Origin of the sequence: Nitrobacter vulgaris (assembly GCF_031453995.1) — a bacterium.
GTDB classification, from domain to species: domain Bacteria; phylum Pseudomonadota; class Alphaproteobacteria; order Rhizobiales; family Xanthobacteraceae; genus Nitrobacter; species Nitrobacter vulgaris.
On sequence record NZ_JAVDPZ010000003.1, the window covers coordinates 129699 to 149983 of the forward strand.

18 protein-coding genes are annotated in these 20285 nt (G+C 62.2%); 10 read left to right on the plus strand and 8 right to left on the minus strand.

The window, feature by feature from the left end:
- Positions 1-6: 6 nt before the first annotated feature.
- Complete coding sequence (locus GGQ85_RS02735) at positions 7-675, plus strand: hypothetical protein (RefSeq protein WP_309773265.1); 669 nt, start codon at positions 7-9, stop codon at positions 673-675.
- A 30-nt stretch (positions 676-705) separates the two neighbouring features.
- Here GGQ85_RS02735 and GGQ85_RS02740 read toward each other — a convergent pair whose 3' ends face one another.
- The gene (locus GGQ85_RS02740; RefSeq protein ID WP_309773266.1) at positions 706-1245 is read right to left on the minus strand and encodes an adenine phosphoribosyltransferase; all 540 of its coding nucleotides are present in this window, start codon (positions 1243-1245) and stop codon (positions 706-708) included.
- Positions 1246-1404: 159 nt separating this feature from the next.
- Positions 1405-3576, minus strand: coding sequence for an anthranilate synthase component I (locus GGQ85_RS02745; RefSeq protein WP_309773267.1), 2172 nt, complete (start codon positions 3574-3576; stop codon positions 1405-1407).
- Positions 3577-3888: 312 nt separating this feature from the next.
- Here GGQ85_RS02745 and GGQ85_RS02750 point away from each other — a divergent pair, with 312 nt between their 5' ends.
- Positions 3889-4386, plus strand: a complete 498-nt coding sequence (locus tag GGQ85_RS02750; RefSeq protein WP_309773268.1) for a YbhB/YbcL family Raf kinase inhibitor-like protein — start codon at positions 3889-3891, stop codon at positions 4384-4386.
- Between the two features lie 116 nt (positions 4387-4502).
- Here GGQ85_RS02750 and GGQ85_RS02755 read toward each other — a convergent pair whose 3' ends face one another.
- Positions 4503-6563, minus strand: a complete 2061-nt coding sequence (locus tag GGQ85_RS02755; RefSeq protein ID WP_309773269.1) for a cytochrome c1 — start codon at positions 6561-6563, stop codon at positions 4503-4505.
- 51 nt (positions 6564-6614) lie between these two features.
- Entirely contained in the window at positions 6615-7142 is a 528-nt protein-coding gene (gene petA / locus GGQ85_RS02760) for a ubiquinol-cytochrome c reductase iron-sulfur subunit (protein WP_079447625.1), read from the minus strand.
- 191 nt (positions 7143-7333) lie between these two features.
- Here petA and GGQ85_RS02765 point away from each other — a divergent pair, with 191 nt between their 5' ends.
- From GGQ85_RS02765 to hemF, 4 genes are all read left to right on the plus strand, one after another.
- Positions 7334-7804: a tRNA (cytidine(34)-2'-O)-methyltransferase gene (locus tag GGQ85_RS02765; RefSeq protein ID WP_079447710.1), complete on the plus strand. Its 471-nt coding sequence runs from the start codon at positions 7334-7336 to the stop codon at positions 7802-7804.
- Positions 7801-8433, plus strand: coding sequence for a 7-carboxy-7-deazaguanine synthase (gene queE, locus GGQ85_RS02770; RefSeq protein ID WP_309773270.1), 633 nt, complete (start codon positions 7801-7803; stop codon positions 8431-8433). Before GGQ85_RS02765 ends, queE begins: the two co-directional genes overlap by 4 nt.
- A gap of 132 nt (positions 8434-8565) precedes the next feature.
- Complete coding sequence (locus tag GGQ85_RS02775; RefSeq protein ID WP_079447627.1) at positions 8566-8931, plus strand: 6-carboxytetrahydropterin synthase; 366 nt, start codon at positions 8566-8568, stop codon at positions 8929-8931.
- 115 nt (positions 8932-9046) lie between these two features.
- Complete coding sequence (hemF, locus tag GGQ85_RS02780) at positions 9047-9934, plus strand: oxygen-dependent coproporphyrinogen oxidase (protein WP_173816018.1); 888 nt, start codon at positions 9047-9049, stop codon at positions 9932-9934.
- Between the two features lie 106 nt (positions 9935-10040).
- On the opposite strand, the gene GGQ85_RS02785 is transcribed toward hemF, so the two are convergent.
- Genes GGQ85_RS02785 through GGQ85_RS02800 form a run of 4 tightly spaced genes read right to left on the minus strand, consistent with a single transcriptional unit; the run spans position 10041 to position 12833 of the window.
- Complete coding sequence (locus GGQ85_RS02785; RefSeq protein WP_309773271.1) at positions 10041-11297, minus strand: CCA tRNA nucleotidyltransferase; 1257 nt, start codon at positions 11295-11297, stop codon at positions 10041-10043.
- The gene (locus GGQ85_RS02790; protein WP_079447629.1) at positions 11294-11557 is read right to left on the minus strand and encodes a DUF6111 family protein; all 264 of its coding nucleotides are present in this window, start codon (positions 11555-11557) and stop codon (positions 11294-11296) included. The genes GGQ85_RS02785 and GGQ85_RS02790 overlap by 4 nt, the downstream gene beginning before the upstream one ends.
- Complete coding sequence (locus tag GGQ85_RS02795) at positions 11554-12219, minus strand: CoA pyrophosphatase (protein WP_087881191.1); 666 nt, start codon at positions 12217-12219, stop codon at positions 11554-11556. Before GGQ85_RS02795 ends, GGQ85_RS02790 begins: the two co-directional genes overlap by 4 nt.
- Positions 12220-12227: 8 nt before the next feature.
- Complete coding sequence (locus tag GGQ85_RS02800) at positions 12228-12833, minus strand: DUF1285 domain-containing protein (protein WP_079447631.1); 606 nt, start codon at positions 12831-12833, stop codon at positions 12228-12230.
- A gap of 566 nt (positions 12834-13399) precedes the next feature.
- On the opposite strand from GGQ85_RS02800, the gene GGQ85_RS02805 reads away from it, so the two are divergent.
- From GGQ85_RS02805 to GGQ85_RS02820, 4 genes are read left to right on the plus strand one after another with little or no spacing between them, the layout of a single operon-like run.
- Positions 13400-14404 carry an AAA family ATPase gene (locus GGQ85_RS02805; protein ID WP_309773331.1) on the plus strand — a complete coding sequence of 335 codons (1005 nt, stop codon included), beginning with the start codon at positions 13400-13402 and terminating at the stop codon, positions 14402-14404.
- Positions 14404-15345 (plus strand): DUF58 domain-containing protein, encoded by a 942-nt coding sequence (locus GGQ85_RS02810; RefSeq protein WP_309773272.1) that lies wholly within the window; start codon positions 14404-14406, stop codon positions 15343-15345. Before GGQ85_RS02805 ends, GGQ85_RS02810 begins: the two co-directional genes overlap by 1 nt.
- Positions 15345-18158: a DUF4159 domain-containing protein gene (locus GGQ85_RS02815; RefSeq protein WP_309773332.1), complete on the plus strand. Its 2814-nt coding sequence runs from the start codon at positions 15345-15347 to the stop codon at positions 18156-18158. The genes GGQ85_RS02810 and GGQ85_RS02815 overlap by 1 nt, the downstream gene beginning before the upstream one ends.
- 9 nt (positions 18159-18167) lie before the next feature.
- Positions 18168-20231, plus strand: coding sequence for a hypothetical protein (locus tag GGQ85_RS02820; RefSeq protein ID WP_309773273.1), 2064 nt, complete (start codon positions 18168-18170; stop codon positions 20229-20231).
- Positions 20232-20285: the final 54 nt, after the last annotated feature.

Sequence of the window (20285 nt, forward strand, 5' to 3'; positions counted from 1 at the left end):
GCTCCTATGCCTCGCACTCCTGTCTACATTATCTGTTCGCCACGTCCGCAGGTCGGCAAGACGCTGATAGCGCGGCAGCTCAGCGAGTTTCTTCGTTTGCAGCGGGGCGATGTCCTCGCCTTTGACGTCAACCTGAAGGAGCCGTCTCTGGTCGACTATCTGCCGCGTCTCACAGAGACCGCGGAAATTGATGACACGTTCGGCAAGATGGCGCTGATGGACCAGTTGATCGTCAATGATGGTCTCGCCAAGGTCGTCGACCTCGGTTATCCCTCCTTCGACGAATTTTTCGGGATGATCGAAGAAATCGGATTCGTCAAGGAATCCGCGCGGAGCGAGGTGGCGCCGGTTGTCCTATTCATCGCCGATAGCGATCGTATTTCCGCACGCGGCTATCAGACCCTACGGGCAACGCTGCCGCCCAACGCTATCGTTACGGTCGAAAATGAATTCGTTATGCGCGGAAGGCTGCCCGAAGCTTTCATGCACAATCGGGTGATGCGCATCGCAGAACTTCCCGCGTTTCTCAAGACCTATATCGACCGGCTGACCTTCTCGTTCACCGAATATCTGCGAACGGAGACAGATTCTTCAACCGAGCTCCACCAGTGGATCCGCAACAACTATTTCGGCTTTCGTGAGATCGAACGACAACTGATGCAACAGGGGGGATGAGATTCATTTCCTTCCCCCTCGAAGGAGGGCTCAATGTCCGCCGAACGCCATCAGCGTCCGCACGGGGACATCCATCGCGCGTAACTTGGCCGCGCCGCCGAGATCCGGCAGATCGATGATAAAGCAGGCAGCAACGACGTCAGCGCCGATCTGGCGCAACAGCTTCACCGCGCCCTCGGCTGTGCCGCCGGTGGCGATCAGATCATCCACCAAAATGACGCGCTCGCCCCTGGCAATGGCGTCGACGTGCATTTCCATTTCGTCGATGCCGTATTCGAGCGCATAGGCTATCCGTACGGTCTGGTGCGGCAGCTTGCCCTTCTTGCGGATCGGCACAAAGCCTGCGGACACCTGATGCGCCACCGCGCCACCGAGGATAAAGCCCCGCGCCTCGATGCCGGCGACCTTGTCGATCTTCGATCCGGCCCACGGATGCACGAGCTGATCGACGGCGCGGCGGAACGCGCGCGCATCGCCGAGGAGCGTGGTGATGTCCCGAAACATGACCCCCGGCTTGGGGTAATCCGGAATGGTACGAACGGAGGCCTGCAGATCATCTTCGAAGGTCATCGAATCTCTTTCGCAGAACAAATTTGGAGCGGCGCTTTGCCTTCGTCATTCCTGAGCATAGCCGTTCGAAGAACGGCGTCGCTTCGCTCGCCTATGATCCGGCAATCCATCCTTTTGCGGATGACGGTTGCAGGGGTCAAGCCCGCGCATGAGGCTCTTTTACGTCGTTGCGCTTCGCGCCCTCCCCATCCGGAACGCGTTCTCCACGATCCGCAAGCCGACCTCGCCGCCCAGCGACATCAGCGATTCGGGATGGAATTGCACGCCGCCGACCGGTAGCGATTTGTGCTCGATCGCCATCGGCACCCCGTCGTCGGTGGTCGCCGTCACCTCCAGCACGTCGGGCAAACGGTCGCGTTCGACATAGAGCGAATGATAACGGCCGATCACGATCTCGTTTGGCAGGTTGCACATCAGCCGTCCGCCGCGATTCTGCACACGCGATGGTCTCCCGTGCGCCGGCTGCGCCAGCTGGCCGAGACGGCCGCCAAAATATTCACCAATCCCCTGCAAGCCGAGACAGACGCCGAACACCGGTAGATTCTTCTCCAGCGCCGTGCCGATGGTTCGGGCCATGCCGAAATCATCAGGCCGGCCAGGTCCGGGCGACAGCACCAGCAGGTCATAGCTTTGCTTGTCGAGCATATCTTGCGCGTGGACATAGCGCACGACGCTGACGCGCGCGCCGACCTGCCGGAAGTAATCCGCCAGCATGTGCACGAAACTGTCGTCGTGGTCGATCAGCAACACGCGTTTTCCGGAGCCGGTTGCGTCCGGCGCCACCGCCGAAAGCGGCTTTGGCGCGTCGCCGCGTAGCGCCTGGAATAGCGCCGCCGCCTTGGTCTGGCACTCGCGGTCTTCAAGCTCCGGCTTGCTGTCGAACAAGCAGGTCGCGCCGACGCGCACTTCCGCGAGGCCGTCTTTCATGCGGATGGTGCGGATGGTCAGGCCGGTGTTGATCGAGCCATCGAAGCCGACGACACCGAATGCGCCGGCGTACCAGCGCCGCGGCGAGCGTTCGTTGTCCTCAACGAACTGGATCGCCCACTTCTTCGGCGCACCCGTCACCGTCACCGCCCATGCGTGGGTGAGGAACCCATCGAGCGCATCGAAGCCGGGCCGCAAAATGCCTTCGACGTGATCGACAGTATGAAACAGCTTTGAATAGGTCTCGATCTGGCGGCGCGCGAGCACCTTGATCGTTCCCGGCATGCAGATGCGCGCCTTGTCGTTGCGATCGACGTCGGTGCACATGTTGAGCTCAAACTCGTCCTTCTCCGAGTTGAGCAACTCGCGGATCTGCTCGGCATCGCCGATGGCATCGGCGCCGCGCGCGATGGTCCCGGAAATCGGGCAAGTCTCGATGCGGCGGCCGTCGCTGCGCACGAACATTTCCGGCGAGGCAGAGACTAGAAACTCACCGTCTCCGAGGTTGACCAACCCGCCATAGGGCGACGGATTGATCCGGCACAGCCGCTGAAACACTTCGGCCGGTGAGCGCTCGCAGGGTTCGGCGAACAACTGTCCGGGCACCGCCTCGAACAGGTCGCCACGCGCAAACGCGGCGCGCGCGGTTTCCACCGTGGCCTGATATTCACCCGGGGCGTGATCGGTAAAACCCTGGCGCGGTGTTTTCGCATAAACGCTGTCAGGCGTATCGTGCGGATGCTTTTCGGTGGAGCGGCCCTTCCATGCGAAATCGTAGGACAGTACGACGCCGCGGCCGGTGGCACGATCATAAGCGAGCAGGCGGTCCGGAATAAATAGCACGATGTCGCGCTGATCGCTTTCACGCGCGCGTTTCTGGACCAGATCTTCCATCTGGAACACGAGGTCATAGGCGAACGCGCCGTACAGCCCGAGCATGGGATCTGCTGTCGACGCGAAAGCCGCCACCAGCGCCCGCACCAGCGACATCACGCTTGCGCGCCGGGTGCGCTGATCTTCCTCCACAGGCGCATCGCCGCGCACAATATGGCCAGCGATCCGGCAGGCAGTTTTTTCGGTGACGACCGCACAGGGTACGCTCAGGGTTTCACCAAGAAAAGCGATCAGCACCTCGCCGCGAACATTGGTGGCTTCGATGACAAAATTGAATCCTGTGGTTTCGATCTTGAGCGGCGGATCGGCAAAGCCAAGGTCGAAACTCTCATAACGGCCCGGCACCGTCGTACCGGACGACAGCACCACGCCGCGACGGCTGTCGAGCAGACCGATCAGATCGTCGAGCCTGCTGCCGCCGGTAAAGTGTTCGATCGAGCGGCCGATCGAGAGACCGCCGGCGGTCAGGTACTCGCTTTGCGCGGGAAGGGAAAAAACGGTCCTGTTCATGCAGTCCTCTTACGAGACTTGCGAAGAGTGCGCCACACAGGACAAACAAAAAAGGCCGTCGCTCTGCATGACGGCCTTCGACGATTAGAATTGAAGCAAAATCGCACCGGCCACCTTCAGAAGGTGGCCCACCAGAGACGGAACGGGCGGATGGCAGGATTCATGCCACGAAATCATCATTCCGGTGGTGCGATGTCAAGAGCGTTCACGGCCGGACTCGGGCCGCATTGCCTTGATCAGGTCCGCCGCTATGGCGGTTGCGCCCCCAACAACGCGCGCTAGATTGGCCTGACTCGACACCGGGAGAACATCATGACGTTCAAAGTCGTGAGCAATAGTTTCAAGGATGGCGACTACCTCGACAAAGATCATATCCTGTCGGCGGATTTCGGTTTCGGCTGCGCGGGCGGCAACCGATCACCGCACCTGCGCTGGAGCGGCGCGCCGGCAGGCACGAAGAGCTTCGCCGTAACCTGCTTTGATCCGGACGCACCAACCGGCAGCGGCTTCTGGCATTGGGTCGTCATCAATATTCCGGCCTCGGTGACGGAGCTTGTGCTCGACGCCGGCAATCCCGGGAGCGGCAAGCTTCCCAATGGCGCGCTACAGACCCGCACCGATTTCGGCACAGCCGGTTACGGCGGCCCTTGCCCGCCTGAAGGTGACCATCCGCACCGATATTTGTTCACCGTGTACGCCGTCGGAGGCAACATCAACGCCAATGCCGACACATCAGCGGCAGTGATCGGTTTCCAGCTTCATTTCAACACACTGGCGAAATCGGCGGTGATGGGTCTGTTCAAGCGGTGAAACGATTACAAGGCATCGCAATGGCAGCGTTTAATGTCCCGCCGTCGCTAGCATCGGCATCAATCAAAAAGGCTCCCGCGAGGGAGCCTTTTTGATGCGAAGAACCTGCGCATCATTCAATGCGCGTCGGCCCAGACCGCCTTCTTGGTGAAATAGAGCAGCCCGGCAAGGATGACCATGAAAATCATGACCTGCAGGCCAATCCGCTTGCGCTCCTCGAGCTTCGGCTCGGCGGCCCACATCAGAAAAGCGGACACGTCCTTCGCATACTGATCGACCTTCTGCGGGGTTCCGTCGTCATAGGTCACCTGATCGTCCGCCAGCGGGTTCGGCATCTTCGTGGCATGACCCGGGAAGTACTTGTTGTAGGTCGATCCTTCCGGCAGAGCGAACCCTTCCGGCGGACTACTTTCAAAACCGGTCAGGAGGGCGTGGATATAGTTCGGACCTTTTTCCTGAAACTGCGTGAAGGCATCGAAGATGAACTGAGGAAAGCCCCGTTCATAGCCGCGTGCCTTGGCCATCAGGGAAAGATCGGGCGGAGCCGCGCCGCCATTGGCTGCGCGAGCGGCGTTCTCATTGGGAAACGGCGACGGAAATTTGTCGGCGACCCGGCCTGGCCGCTCGAACATGTCGCCGGCATCGTTGGGGCCGTCCTTCACCTGGATTTCGGAAGCCAGCGCCTCGGCCTGGGCGACGGAGAAGCCCGGACCGCCCGGGTCTGTCAGGTTACGATAGTGCACGAGATTCATGGAGTGGCAGGCCGAGCAGACTTCCTTGTAGACCTTGTAGCCGCGCTGCAACTGGCCTTGGTCGAATTTTCCAAATGGGCCAGCGAACGACCAGCTCAACGACGGCGGAATCGAGCCATGGTCGGCCGCCCTCACCTTCGAGCCGCTATCCAGCGCCAGCAGCCCGACAGCGCCGAACACCGCCAAGGCCGAAGCCACGACTTTTTTCTTTCCCAGCACGTCATCGGCGATCGAATTGGGTACAGTTCGCGGCTTTTCGATACGGCTCAGGATGGGCAGCACAATCAGGAAATAGGCGAAATAGCACGCCGTCAGGATACGTCCGGCAACCACGTAGACGCCTTCCGGCGGCTTCGCGCCGAGATAACCAAGGCCGAGACAAACACCGACGAAGATCCAGAAAAACTGCTTGGCGAGAGGACGATAACGCACCGAGCGGGTCTTTGCGGAATCGAGCCAGGGCAGAAAGGCCAGGATCAGGATAGCGCTGAACATCGCCACCACGCCTGCGAGCTTGTCCGGGATCGAGCGCAGGATCGCGTAGAACGGCAGATAGTACCATTCCGGCACGATATGCGCGGGCGTCACGCCCGGGTTGGCCGGGATGTAGTTGTCGGGATCGCCGAGATAATTCGGGATGTAGAAGATGAACCAGCAGTAGAACAGGATGAAGCAGGAAAGACCGAACCCGTCCTTGATGGTCGCGTAAGGCGTAAACGGCACAGTATCCTTCGCGGTCTTGGGTTCGACCCCGGCCGGATTGTTCTGACCGGCGACGTGCAGCGCCCAGACGTGCAGCACGACCACCCCGGCGATCACGAAAGGCAGGAGGTAGTGCAGCGAGAAAAAGCGGTTCAGCGTCGGATTGCCGACCGAATAGCCGCCCCATAGCAGCGTCACGATGCTTTCGCCGAAATAGGGAATGGCGGAAAACAGATTGGTGATGACGGTCGCGCCCCAGAAGCTCATCTGGCCCCACGGCAGCACGTAGCCCATGAAGCCGGTCGCCATCATCAGGAGGTAGATGATGACGCCGAGGATCCAGAGGATCTCGCGCGGTTCTTTGTAGGAGCCGTAATACAGGCCGCGAAGCATGTGGATATAAACGGCGATGAAGAACATCGAGGCGCCGTTCGAATGAAGGTAACGCAGCAGCCAGCCGTAGTCGACATCGCGCACAATGGCTTCGACCGAGTTAAAAGCGAGGTCGGCGTGCGGCGTGTAGTGCATCGCCAGGATGACGCCGGTGATGATCTGCACCCCGAGCATGAACGAGAGGATGCCGCCGAACGTCCACCAGTAGTTCAGGTTGCGCGGCGTCGGATAGGCGACGAACGAGGAATGGACGAGACCGAAGATCGGCAAACGCCGCTCGATCCACTTGAGGACGGAATTTTGCGGCTGGAAGCTGGATGGTCCGCTCATGATGCGATCCTGAAGAATGAAGCGACGCGTTCGGTTCGGGGCTTTTCGGCCTTATCCGATCTTGATCTTGCTGTCGGAAATAAAGGCGTAAGGCGGAATGGCAAGATTGAGCGGCGCCGGCCCCTGGCGGATACGGCCTGAGGAATCGTACTGCGAACCATGGCACGGACAGAAAAATCCGTCGTAGTTCCCTTCATGCGCAATCGGAATGCAGCCGAGATGGGTGCAGATGCCGATTACGACGAGCCACTGGTCATGGCCTTCCTTGACGCGCGCGGAATCCGGCTGCGGATCAGGCAGGCTCGCGACATTGACGTCGCGGGCTTCCTCGATTTGTTTCTTGGTGCGGTGCATGATGTAGATCGGCTTGCCGCGCCAGAACACCTTGATGTCTTGTCCATCGGCGATCGGAGCGAGATCGACCTCGATAGGGGCGCCGGCGGCGACCGTAGACGCATCCGGGTTAAGCTGGGCCACTAACGGCCAGGCCACGGCCGCCGCGCCGACGGCGGCGACGGCGCCGGTTGCTACGAAAAGGAAATCACGGCGGCTTTGTCCTGCCGAAGACGATGTCGTCACGATTTCAACCCTTTCTTACCCGCTGCCGGTCTTGTTGCTATCGGTGTACCCCACTCCCCAGAGAGATACGTCTTTCGAGCGGCCGTTTTATTGGCACCCTCGCCGGATCAGCGCAAGTGCGCTATCCGTCACTCGTGCAGTGCACAAATCCGCCCATTAGCCACGAAGCCATCTCGGAAAGCATTGAGCTCATGCGGGTCGCGCTCTTCCAACCTGATATACCGCAGAACACCGGGACAATTCTCCGTCTGTGTGCGTGCCTCAACGTCGAAGCCCATATCATCGAACCGGCCGGGTTTCCGGTCTCGGACCGGCATTTCCGTCGTGCGGGCATGGACTACCTCGACGAGGTCACCATTGTGCGCCACGATTCATGGCCAAAATTCAATCAATGGCGCGCCGAAGACGGCGGCCGGTTGGTGTTATTTACGACCAAGGGCGCACGCCCCTATCTGGACTATCGTTTTGCCGATACAGATATTTTGCTATTTGGACGTGAGAGCGCCGGGGTTCCGGATGCTGTTGCGGCGGCCGCGGATGCAACCCTGGTAATACCGGTCAGGCCCGGTCTGCGCTCGCTGAACGTCGCCATGGCAGCGGCTATGGCAGTGGGCGAGGCCTTGCGGCAGACGAGGTCGGCCGCAACGGGAAGGTCTTCGTGAGTTACGCGGTTAAGGAGATTTTTCTGACGCTGCAGGGCGAAGGCGCTCATGCCGGCAGGGCCGCGGTATTCTGTCGCTTCTCTGGCTGCAACCTTTGGAGCGGCCGCGAAAAAGACCGCGCCTCGGCCACCTGCCGATTTTGCGACACTGATTTTGTGGGCACCGACGGAACGCTGGGCGGCCGCTACGATACTGCTGATGCGCTGGCGGAAACCATTGCCGCGCAATGGATCGGACCGGCCGCCCATCGCTACACCGTGTTGACCGGAGGCGAGCCGCTGTTGCAGGTTGACAAGCCATTGGTCGATGCACTGCACGCCCGCGGTTTCGAAATCGGGATCGAGACCAACGGCACCATTGCGCCGCCCGATGGCATCGACTGGCTGTGCGTCAGCCCCAAGGCCGGCGCCGATTTGCTGGTCACCAAAGGCCACGAACTCAAGCTCGTCTATCCACAAACCAATATCCGGCCCGAGGATTTCAAGGATCTCACCTTCGAACGGTTTTCTTTGCAGCCGATGGACGGGCCGGACGTGGCAGGCAACACGGTGCGCGCCATCAACTATTGCCTGCGGCATCCGCAGTGGCGGCTCAGCCTGCAGACACACAAGACGCTGGGGATCAGGTAGGGATGAAATTAACCACACCCTCGTCATTGCGAGCGCAGCGAAGCAATCCAGAAGCTCCAAGGAAAGAGCTGGATTGCTTCGTCGGCTGCGCCTCCTCGCAATGACGCCTTTAATCGGAAGCAGGTTTGACGAATGTGGGAGTTGACGAAATCATTCCGCTTCGAGGCCGCGCACTCGCTGCCGGCAACGACATTGGGCACCGCGAGCATGGAAATCCACGGCCATTCTTTCCGCGCCGAGGTGAGCGTCCGCGGCAAGCCTGATCCCGCGAGCGGAATGGTGCTCGATCTCGGCCTGCTCGAGCGCGGTATGGGCGAGGTCCGGAGCAAACTCGATCATAAGCTCCTCAACAACGTCGAAGGACTTGGCCCGCCGACGCTGGAAAATCTGGCGCGTTTCATCTGGGATCATGTCCAGCACGCAGGACACGTGACACGCGTCAGCGTACATCGCGATAGTTGCGGCGAAAGCTGCACCTATTTCGGACCCGAAAGTTGAAATTCTCACTTGTCATTTCGAGCGCAGCGAAGCAATCCAGATTTAAAACCAGCGAGATTAGATTGCTTCGTTGCTTAAGCTCCTCGCAATGACAGAGTCTCTCAAGGAATATCCGATGGACGCCTCCCTGCTCGAGACCCGCAAGGCCCGCGCGCGATCCTGGTTCGAGCAGTTGCGCGACAATATCTGCTCGGCTTTTGAAAAGCTGGAAGACGACGCGCCCGCTTCGCTCTATCCCGGTAACATAGGACGCTTCGTCCGCACGCCTTGGGAGCGTACCGACCACACCGGCCAACCCGGGGGCGGCGGCGTCATGTCGATGATGCACGGGCGGCTATTCGAGAAGGTCGGCGTGCACTGCTCGACCGTACATGGCGAATTCGCGCCGGAGTTTCGTGCGCAGATTCCCGGTGCGGCGGATGATCCGAATTTCTGGGCGTCGGGCATCTCGTTGATCGCCCACATGCGCAATCCGCATATTCCCGCCGTTCACATGAACACGCGCTTCGTGGTGACCACGAAAGCATGGTTCGGCGGCGGCGGCGACCTGACGCCGGTGCTGATGCGGCGGCGCACGCAGGAGGATGCCGACAGCCTCGCGTTTCACGCGGCGATGAAGTCCGCCTGCGATGCCCATGCCGACATCGCCGCATACGACAAATACAAGACCTGGTGCGATGAGTATTTCTATCTGCCGCACCGCAAGGAAGCGCGCGGGATCGGCGGTATCTTCTATGATTGGCATGACAGCGGCGACTGGGATGCCGACCTCGCCTTCACGCAGGATGTTGGGCGAGCGCTGCTCAAGGTCTATCCCGAGCTCGTGCGTCGCAACTTCAGCACGCCGTGGACCGCGGCCGATCGCGAGGAACAGTTGATCCGACGCGGACGTTACGCCGAATTCAATCTTCTCTACGACCGCGGCACCATTTTCGGGCTGAAGACCGGAGGCAACGTCGAGTCGATCCTCTCGTCGATGCCTCCCGAGGTGAAATGGCCTTAGATCCGGTTGGACCGAACCAATTCAAAATCACGAACGAGAAGCGGGATGCGGGCGGAAAACCGCTATCCACTTTTCCCCATCCCGCTCTAGCGGAATGTTGCCGCCCTCACAGCCGGTGATCGCGCGTGAACCGCGCGACGGTCTGATCGGCAATCACCGAAAGTCGCGCGGAATCGAGCGGGAAATCCTCTGCAAGCCAGGCATCTTCCGCGATCGCGAGAACGTGTCCGAGCGCCGGACCTTCCGCGATTCCGCGTCCGACGAAATCCTCGGCCTTCAAAGGGAAGGCCGGCGGCTGCCAGCGCTGCGGCAGGGTTGCGACGTTTAGCCACGGCGCCGGATCGGCGCCGAGGCCAGCCCGCGACCAGGCCTGCATCAGCCGGTCGCGGAAGCGCGGCGCCCCAAGTCGGTAGATTCGCCGCCGCGCGGTTGCCTCGTCCATGCTGCCCAGCCGCCACCAGCGATGGCCCATCGAATCCAGTTGTTTCGCCTCGGCATTGGAGAGCCGCAATCGCTGCGCAACCCGCCGCGCATCTTCGGTAACCGATACCGCAAGCGCTGCGAGCCGGCGGATCGGATCCGGCGCAAGTTCCAGCGCGCGTTCTGCCACGATCATCGCCGCGAACGGACCGCGATACGCCACGCCGCCGAGAATGGTCAGCAGCAAGCCGCCGTCCTCCATCGCCACCAGCGCCTCCACGGCGCCCTCCGCGACCAGCAGCTTCAGTATCTCCGCCCGCATGCGTTCGGCCGACAGCGTGGTAAGTCCGGCGCGACCGCGGATGCAGGCGAGATGGCTATCCCGATCGGGTTCGCCTCCACCATAGGCGGCATGGATCCGGAAAAAGCGGAGTATGCGCAGGTAATCCTCCGCGATACGCCGATCCGGATCGCCGATAAAGCGCACCCGCTTAGCGGCGATGTCGTCGAGTCCGCCGACATGATCGTGCACTGTGCCATCGCTCTCGACGGACAGACCGTTGATGGTAAAATCGCGGCGCTTGGCATCGCGCGCCCAATCCCTGCCGAATGCAACCCTGGCCTTGCGACCGAAGGTTTCAATATCCTCGCGCAGCGTCGTGACTTCGAACGGCCGGCCCTCGACCACCAGCGTGACGGTGCCATGCTCAATGCCGGTCGGAATACTCTTGATGCGAGCCGCAGCCGCGCGACGCATGACTTCTTCGGGCAGCGCCGTGGTGGCGACGTCGATCTCGCCCACAGGCAGACCCATCAAGGCGTTGCGAACCGCGCCGCCGACGATCCGCGCTTCCTCGCCGTTTCCACTGAGCAGCGCCAGAACACGCGCCGCCGGACCTGATTTCAGCCAGCCCGCATCGCATAGCGAGCGGGCCGGATTCACCTCTCGACTCCGGGCACAAGTTTGCCGTTCTCAAGATGCGCCGGAACATAGGTCGAATCCGGCGGCGAGCCCGAGAAATTCGCCAACAGAACGAAGCTGACGACAACCAGCGCCAGCGCCGCTAGCGAGAGCCTCACGACGATGTGCGGCGGCCATGAGGCGGCGATCATGAAGTCCACACGGTGGGCGATCAGATATGCCGCGTAGATCGCGAACGGAATCAGGAAGATTCCGAGTTCCATTAAAACTGGACGGATCATTTCAAATAGACTCGCTCGTACAGTACGCGCAGGATCCCGGCAGTTGCGCCCCAGATATTTCGTTCGGCGAACGGCATCTCGTAGAACGAGCGCGTTGTGCCGCGGAATTGCTTCCGGCCGAGTTTGTGATTGACAGGGTTCATCAGAAACGACAGCGGCACCTCGAATGCGTCGGCCACTTCATCCTTATTGATATAAAGATCAAATCCGGGTCTCACGCGCGCCACCGTCGGCAGGATACGGAACCCGAAACTCGTGCCGTAAAGATCAAGATACCCAATCGGCTCCACAAAGTCGCGGGTCAGCCCGACTTCTTCCCACGCCTCGCGCAGCGCCGCATCGACCGGCGAGGCATCGGTCGCGTCGATCTTGCCGCCGGGAAACGCGATCTGGCCAGCGTGCTCACTCAGATGAGCCGCGCGCTGCGTCAGCAGCACGGTCGGTTGCTCGCGCGCGACCACCGGGATCAGCACCGCCGCCGGCCGGATCGGCTTTTCCTGAGCGATCGTCCGGAGCACGGCATCATTGTCATGGTCACCGGTCAACGGAACGATGCCGGCGTCCGTCAGCCCCGGCGGTATATCGAAACACAACCGTGCCCGTGCGCGGTCGAAAAACGCCTCAGTGCCGACATCGGGGGACGCGACCACTGTCTTCACCATCGGAACGTTCAACCTGCGTCCCTCACCTGCTCCGCATCCGCCATCGCGAAGAACTCACCGCCCGATTCGACTCCGAACATCATTTGACCATCGACCATCCGTTGCTCACCCATGTCAACAAGATCGTAATACAACGCCCTTGTCACTTTGGCCCAGAGACCGGCCCGAACGTGCAGATAAGGCTTCAACCCGCCGCCCTCCGAGCACTCGAAGCGCAGCCGGTGCGCAAAATCGCATGGCACCCAATCGCCGACATTGGTACGGAATCTCAGCAGGCGGCCATTTTCGTCCCGATTCCCAATCATTTCGACGGCCAGAAACGGTGCGTCATCGACGCTGATGCCCACTTTCTCTACCGGAGTCACCAGAAAGTATTTGCCATCCTCGTGTTTCAAGATCGTGGAGAACAGACGCACCAGCGCAGGCCGGCCGATTGGCGTTCCCGTATAATACCATGTGCCGTCGCCGCCGATTCGCATGTCCAGATCGCCGCAAAACGGCGGATTCCACAGATGGACTGGCGGCAAACCGCTGCCGGGCGAGCCCGCGGCATTGCGCGCTGAGGCCGTCAGGCCATCCAGTGTCCGAGTAGCGGGCCGCCCTTGCTTCGCCATGGTTTACCCCGACGCTGATCGCCTCTTCTGCCACAAAGGGGAACATCAACCCACTAGTGGAGTGGATTTGACATTCGCCACCCATCTGCCGCGGGCACCGAAATGCGAATGTCAAATCCAAAACTCCACTAGAAACCTATAGTTGCTAGTGGTCCTGCGATTCTAACGTTCGCAAAAACACCTGCTGAAACGGGATGCGAACGTTGGAATCGGACCACTAGCGTGGTGGTTCAGAAGTTCGCTTCATTCCCCCGGCAAGTCCGTCGAGCGAACTTCTGAACCCAAACCACACTAGAATCATAAGGTTGCTGGTGCCCCTTTGATTTCGAAGTTCGGATTAAATGTCGCTGCGGAACATACGAACTTCGGAATCGAGGCACTAGGCGCGGATCGGGCATCGAAATCGACGCGATCATTCGCCGCTTCGTGATGCCGCTCATAGCTCGAGAGACCAGATATTGTGGGAATAGTTTAGTTCAATGAATACATGCCGTTTGCGTATGTTTAACAGTTCACGGCGCGACGACGCAAATTGCGTAGCCTCGCGCAAGGAGTGATGGATGGCTATGGACTCGGACAAGAGTGTCGAGAAACTCGAAGACGTGATCGTCCGTTCGGCCGAGCAAGTCGCCGGGCAAATTCGCGCGGCGCGGGATGCGATTGCCACCGTCATCTTCGGTCAGGACGGGGTGATCGAAAACACGCTGGTGACCATCCTCTCCGGGGGGCATGCGCTTCTGATCGGCGTTCCCGGCCTTGCCAAGACCAAGCTCGTGGAGACGCTCGGCGTGACGCTCGGACTCGACGCCAAGCGCGTCCAGTTCACGCCGGACCTGATGCCGTCGGACATCCTCGGCGCCGAGGTGCTGGACGAAAGCAGCATCGGCAAGCGTTCGTTCCGCTTCATTGCCGGACCGGTATTCGCACAGCTTTTGATGGCGGACGAAATCAACCGCGCCAGCCCGCGCACGCAATCAGCGCTGTTGCAGGCGATGCAGGAGCAGCACATCACTGTCGCCGGCGCGCGCCACGACCTGCCCAAACCCTTTCACGTGCTGGCGACGCAGAATCCGCTGGAGCAGGAAGGCACCTATCCGCTGCCGGAAGCACAGCTCGACCGCTTCCTGATGGAGATCGATGTCGACTATCCGGATCGCGACGCGGAACGCCGCATCCTGTTCGAGACCACCGGCGCCGAGGAGGCCCTGGCGAAAGCCGCGATGGACGCCGATGTCCTGCACACAGCGCAACGGCTGGTGCGGCGGCTGCCGGTCGGCGACAGCGTGGTCGAAGCCATCCTGTCGCTGGTGCGCTCGGCACGCCCCGGACCGGAGAGCGGCGAAATCGGAAAACTGTTCGCGTGGGGACCAGGACCGCGCGCCAGCCAGTCGCTGATGCTGGCCGTGCGCGCTCGCGCGCTGCTCGACGGACGTCTTGCACCGTCGATTGACGACGTGCTCGACTTGGCCGAGCCGGTGCTCAAGCATCGCATGGCGCTGACTTTCACGGCCCGTGCCGAAGGTCGCACGATTTCCGATGTCATTAAACAACTTAAAACGCGGATCGGTTGATGGTCGCAGCAGCCGGGCACGTCAGGCAGGAAATCGAAGCAGTCAGACGTGCCGATGGTGAAAGCCGCACGCTGGCGGCGTCGCTGCCGCGTCTCGTGCTGGAAGCCCGTCGCATCGCCGCCAATGTGATTCACGGCCTGCACGGCCGCCGCCGCGCCGGTGCGGGTGAAAGCTTCTGGCAATACCGCCGTTTCGTCTCTGGCGAGCCGTCGCAGAACGTCGACTGGCGTCGCTCCGCGCGCGATGATCATCTCTACGTCCGCGAGCACGAGTGGGAGGCCGCGCACACCGTGTGGGTGTGGCCCGATCGTTCGGCATCGATGGCCTTTGCCTCCCGAAATGCGCGCGACAGCAAGCTCGAGCGCGCTTTGATCGTCACCTTCGCACTGGCTGAATTGCTGGTGGCCGGCGGTGAACGCGTCGGCGTTCCTGGGCTGATAAATCCAACCGCGAACCGCAACGTCATCGACAGAATAGCCCAGGCAATCCTCCATGACGATCTCGCACGCGCTAGTCTGCCGCCCTCGTTCGTGCCATCAGCCCGGTCGGAGATCGTAGTGCTGTCGGACTTCTGGTCACCGATCGCCGATATCCAGACCATGCTGGCCGGATTGTCGGCTTCGGGGGCACACGGCACGCTGCTACAGGTCGTCGACCCCGCCGAGGAGACATTTCCCTATTCGGGGCGCGTCGAATTCGTCGAACCCGAGGACGGGCGGGCCATCACTGCGGGCCGCGCCGAACGATGGGCCGGAGACTACGTCGCGCGCGTGGCGCTGCATCGCGACCAGATCCGCTCTGAGACCAGAACGCTCGACTGGCTGTTCTCGACCCACACCACCGACCGGTCCGCGGCGGACCTGCTGTTGTTCCTCCACGGCGGCATGATGGCGAGCAGGGGAAGCGGCGTCATCGCGGCCAAAGCGGGGCCCACCGCATGATGTCGGCGCTTCCGCTGTCATTCCTGCAACCGCTGATGCTGCTCGGCCTGCTCAGCCTGCCGCTTCTCTGGTGGCTGCTTCGTGTGATGCCGCCGCGCCCGCGTCGCATCGATTTTCCGCCGACACGACTGCTGTTCGATATAGCACCGAAGGAAGACACGCCTTCGCGCACGCCGTGGTGGCTGACGGCATTGCGGCTTGCGGCGGCGGCGCTGGTGATTCTCGCTGCCGCCGGTCCGGTGTGGAATCCTAATACCGGCGCAGCCCGTAGCGCCGCGCCCTTAACGATCCTGCTCGACGATGGCTGGAGCGCCGCATCGAGCTGGGAGATGCGGATCAAGGCGGCGGATCAACTGATCACTGAGGCCGACAGCAACCGGCGGGGCGTTGCTATCGTGCCCTTGTCGGACCCGGCGCAGGACATCACGCTGATGCCCGCCGGAACCGCGCGCGTCACGCTGCGGCAGCTTGCTCCGAAGCCATTCGCGGTCGACCGCGTCGAAACGCTGCCGGCGCTTAAACGCTTCCTGAACGCGACGGGCGACAGCGATATCGCGTGGCTGACCGATGGCATCGACAGCGGGCGTGGGACGGAATTCGTCGACGGACTTCGCGAGGTGATCGGCGACCGTTCCCTCACCATCGTCGAAGGTGGCACGCTGCCCGCCCGTGCGCTGACCGCAGCGGAAAATGCCGCGGCCCGGATGACCGCGAAGGTGCTGCGCGCCAACGCGACCGGCCCGGCCGCTGGGGTTGTCCGTGCGCTCGACCAGAAAGGGGCGCCGATCGGCGAGACACAATATGCGTTTGCGCCTCAGGACCGCGAAACAGAAGCTGCGTTCGACCTGCCGCTGGAGTTGCGCAACGATATCGCCCGGCTGGAGATCGCCGGGGAGCGATCGGCGGGCGCGGTGCAATTGCTCGACAAGCGCTGGCGCCGACGCGCCATCGGCGTGGTCAGCGGATCGAGCACCGAGAGGGCGCAGCCGTTGCTTGCACCGACTTTCTACCTGAGCCGCGCGCTGGCGCCGTTCGCCGATGTCCGGCTCGGCGACAAGGGAGCCCCGCAGCAGATCATCACCCAATTTCTGGATCAGAAGCTGTCAATGATCGTAATGGCCGACGTTGGAGCGCTGTCCCCGGAACTGCGCCATCGGATCGACGATTGGATCAAACATGGCGGCGTGCTGGTGCGGTTCGCGGGGCCGCGCCTGGCGCAGGCAGACGACGATCTGGTCCCCGTAAAATTGCGGCACGGCGGCCGCAGCCTCGGTGGCAGCATGACCTGGGAAAACCCGCAGCATCTCGCTGCCTTCGCCGCGGACGGACCGTTCGCGGCGCTTCCGGTGCCGAACGACGTGACCGTCAACCGGCAGGTGCTCGCCGAACCGGATGCGAGGCTGGCGGCCAAGAGCTGGGCCTCTCTCGTCGACGGAACGCCGCTGGTGACCGGCGAGCGCCGAGGCAAAGGCCTGCTGGCGCTATTCCACATCAGCGCCGACATGCGCTGGTCCGATCTGCCGATGTCCGGCACTTTCGTCGAGATGCTGCGGCGTATCGTGGATGCTTCCGGCTACACCGCAAACACAGGCAGAACCGCAGACGCCAATGCCAAGGCGGAAACCGTCGCGCCGCTGCGGACGCTCGACGGTTTCGGCACTTTCGGACCCCCGCCCGCTTCCGTCAAACCCTTGCGGGCCGACTATCGCGGCCGCGGCACCATCGAGCATCCACCGGGGTTCTACGGCCCCGCCGACGGGCCGATTGCTGTCAACACGCTGGCGGCAACCGACCGGATCGTGCCGCTCGACACTTCGAACCTCACGGCACGACGGGCGAGTTTCACCAACGCCGAACCGCATGATCTGCGAGGTATCCTGCTGTCCTCGGCGCTCGCGCTGTTTCTGGCCGACGCCGTCATCGTGGCGCTGCTTGGCGGCGGCATGGCCATGCTGCTGCGTCGCCGCGCGGCTCAAGCGGCGCTGGTCGTCGCGCTTGCTCTGCCGATGATGGCGATGGCGCCTTCACTTTCGCGCGCCGACAGCGCCAGCGATGAGTTTGCCACGAAGGCCACCTCCCAGACCCGGCTCGCCTATGTCGTGACCGGCAACCCGGAGGTCGACGCCATCGTCAAAGCCGGGATGAGCGGACTTACATTGTTTCTGGCGCAACGCACGGCGCTTGAAGCCGGCGATCCGGTCGGCGTCGATCCGGCACGCGACGAACTGGCATTCTTCCCGCTGATATACTGGCCGGTCGTGCCGGGCGCGCCGAAGCCGCCGCAAAACGCTCTCGACAAGATCGACGCCTACATGAAGCAGGGCGGCACCATTCTATTCGACACCCGAGATGCGATCGATGCGTTGCCGGGGCCGGATGGCGAATCCCGGACGCCTGGAATGCAACAACTGCGCGTCATCCTGACGTCGCTCGACATCCCCGAGCTCGAACCCGTGCCGCATGAGCATGTGCTGGCCAAGACGTTCTATCTTCTGCATGATTTTCCGGGCCGCTTCACCACCGGCCAGACCTGGGTCGAGGCCCTGCCACGCAATGAGGATGACGAAGCGGGCTCACGGCCGGCGCGCGGCGGCGACGGCGTTTCGCCGATCATCATCACCTCGAACGATCTCGCGGGCGCCTGGGCCATGCGTCCCGACGGCCAACCAATGCTGCCGCTCTCGCCGGGCGAGCCGCGTCAGCGCGAATTCGCGTTCCGCGCCGGGGTTAACATCGTAATGTATACGCTGACGGGCAACTACAAGGCCGATCAGGTTCATGCTCCCGCGCTGATCGAACGGCTGGGGCAATAGGACCGCAGCATGCAGTACGGCATCGCCTTCACCCCCCTTGTTCCCATGATCGTGCTGTGGAGCGCCTCCGCCGCGATTGTCGTGATCACGGTGCTGCTCCTGGTCGGCCGCGCGCGCGGCGCGGCGGTACGGGTGGCGGCGCTGGCGCTGATCCTGCTCGCGCTCGCCAATCCGTCGTTCACCCGGGAGGAGCGCGAACCGCTGTCCTCGGTGGCCGCCGTCATCGTTGACAAAAGCCCGAGCCAGAATTTCGGCGACCGCACCGATCAGGCCGCGAAGACGCGCGAAGCGCTGGTCGATCGCCTCAAGCAGATCAAGGGGCTTGAAGTCCGCGTCGTCGATGCAGGCCAGGCGGATGGCGAGACCGACGGCACCAAGTTGTTTTCGGCGCTTTCCTCAACCCTGTCCGATGTGCCGACCGACCGCGTCGCAGGCGCCTTCCTGATCACCGACGGGCGCGTTCACGACATTCCGGGCAACGTCTCTGCCCTGGGATTTAAGGCGCCGGTCCATGCCCTGATCACCGGCCACACGGACGAACGCGACCGCCGCGTCGCGATCGTTGCCGCGCCGCGTTTCGGCATTGTCGGACAGACCCAGACCGTCACCTATCGACTCGACGACCAGGGCGTCAGCGGCGAGCGCGCGAAAGCAGTGGTGCGCCGCGACGGCGAAGTGATCAGCGAGCGTACCGTTCTGAGCGGGGAAACCGTCAACGTCGATGTCGACATCAAACATGCCGGGCAGAACATCGTCGAGATCGAAGTCTCGCCGTTGGAGAACGAACTGACGCCCGTCAACAATCGCGCCGTGGTGCCGATCGACGGCGTCCGCGACAAGCTTAGAGTGCTACTGGTATCGGGCGAGCCGCATTCGGGCGAACGCACATGGCGCAACCTTTTGAAGTCGGACCCCAGCGTCGATCTGGTTCACTTCACGATTCTGCGTCCGCCCGAGAAGCAGGACGGCACGCCCATCCACGAACTGTCGCTGATCGCTTTTCCAACGCGCGAGCTGTTTCAGGAGAAGATCAACGAATTTCAGCTCATCATCTTCGACCGCTACGCGCGCCAGGGCGTGCTGCCGACCGCCTATTTCGACAACATCGCGCGTTACGTGCGCGCGGGGGGCGCAGTGCTGGTTTCGGCCGGCCCCGACTACGCCTCGACCACCAGCATCTGGCGGACGCCGCTGGACACCGTGCTGCCCGCCGAACCGGTCGGCGTCACCGAAAAGCCGTTCCATGCCCGGCTGAGCGACGCCGGCAAGCGTCATCCTGTCACCCGGGGGCTCGAAGGCTCCGCAAGCGATCCGCCGCATTGGAGCCGATTTTTCCGCGAAGTCGACACCCGCAACGTTTCGGTGCCGCCAGTTATGACCGGTGCCGACGGCCAGCCCTTGCTATTGCTGTCGCGGTATGACGAAGGCCGGGTGGCGCTGCTCTTGTCGGATCATATCTGGCTGTGGGCACGGGGCTATGAGGGCGGCGGCCCGCATCTCGATCTGCTCCGGCGGATGTCGCACTGGCTGATGAAGCAGCCCGAACTCGAGGAAGAGACGCTGCGACTTAAAGTTCACGGCAAGGATCTCATCGTGCAGCGCCAGACCATGGCCGACACCGTCAATCCGGTCACTGTGACCTCGCCCTCCGGCAAGACTCGCGAACTGTTACTGAAGGCCGCCGAACCCGGCTTGTGGGAGACGGGATTGATAGCGGACGAACTCGGATTATGGCAGGCGACCGACGGCACGCTGAAAGCTCTGGTCAATGTCGGCCCGGCCAATCCGAAGGAATTCTCGGCGGTTACGTCAACCGTGGACGAGATTAAACCGCTCGCGCAGGCCAGCGGTGGTGACGCCCGGCGGATCGCGGACGGCTCGAGCATCGACGTTCCGCGCATCGTTCCGGTGCGCGCCTCAAGCGTGTTTCGCGGCGAGGGCTGGTTGGGCGTGCGGATTCGTGACGCCAGCGTGGTCCGCGGCGTCGGCGTGCTGCCTGTGTTCTCCGGAGTGATCGGCCTGCTGTTGCTGCTGGGCGCCTTTGCCGCAACCTGGCTTCGGGAAGGACGCTGAGCTCCAATCCACTCCTGTGATCCGTTGCACAAACCACACAGTCTCGCACTGGCG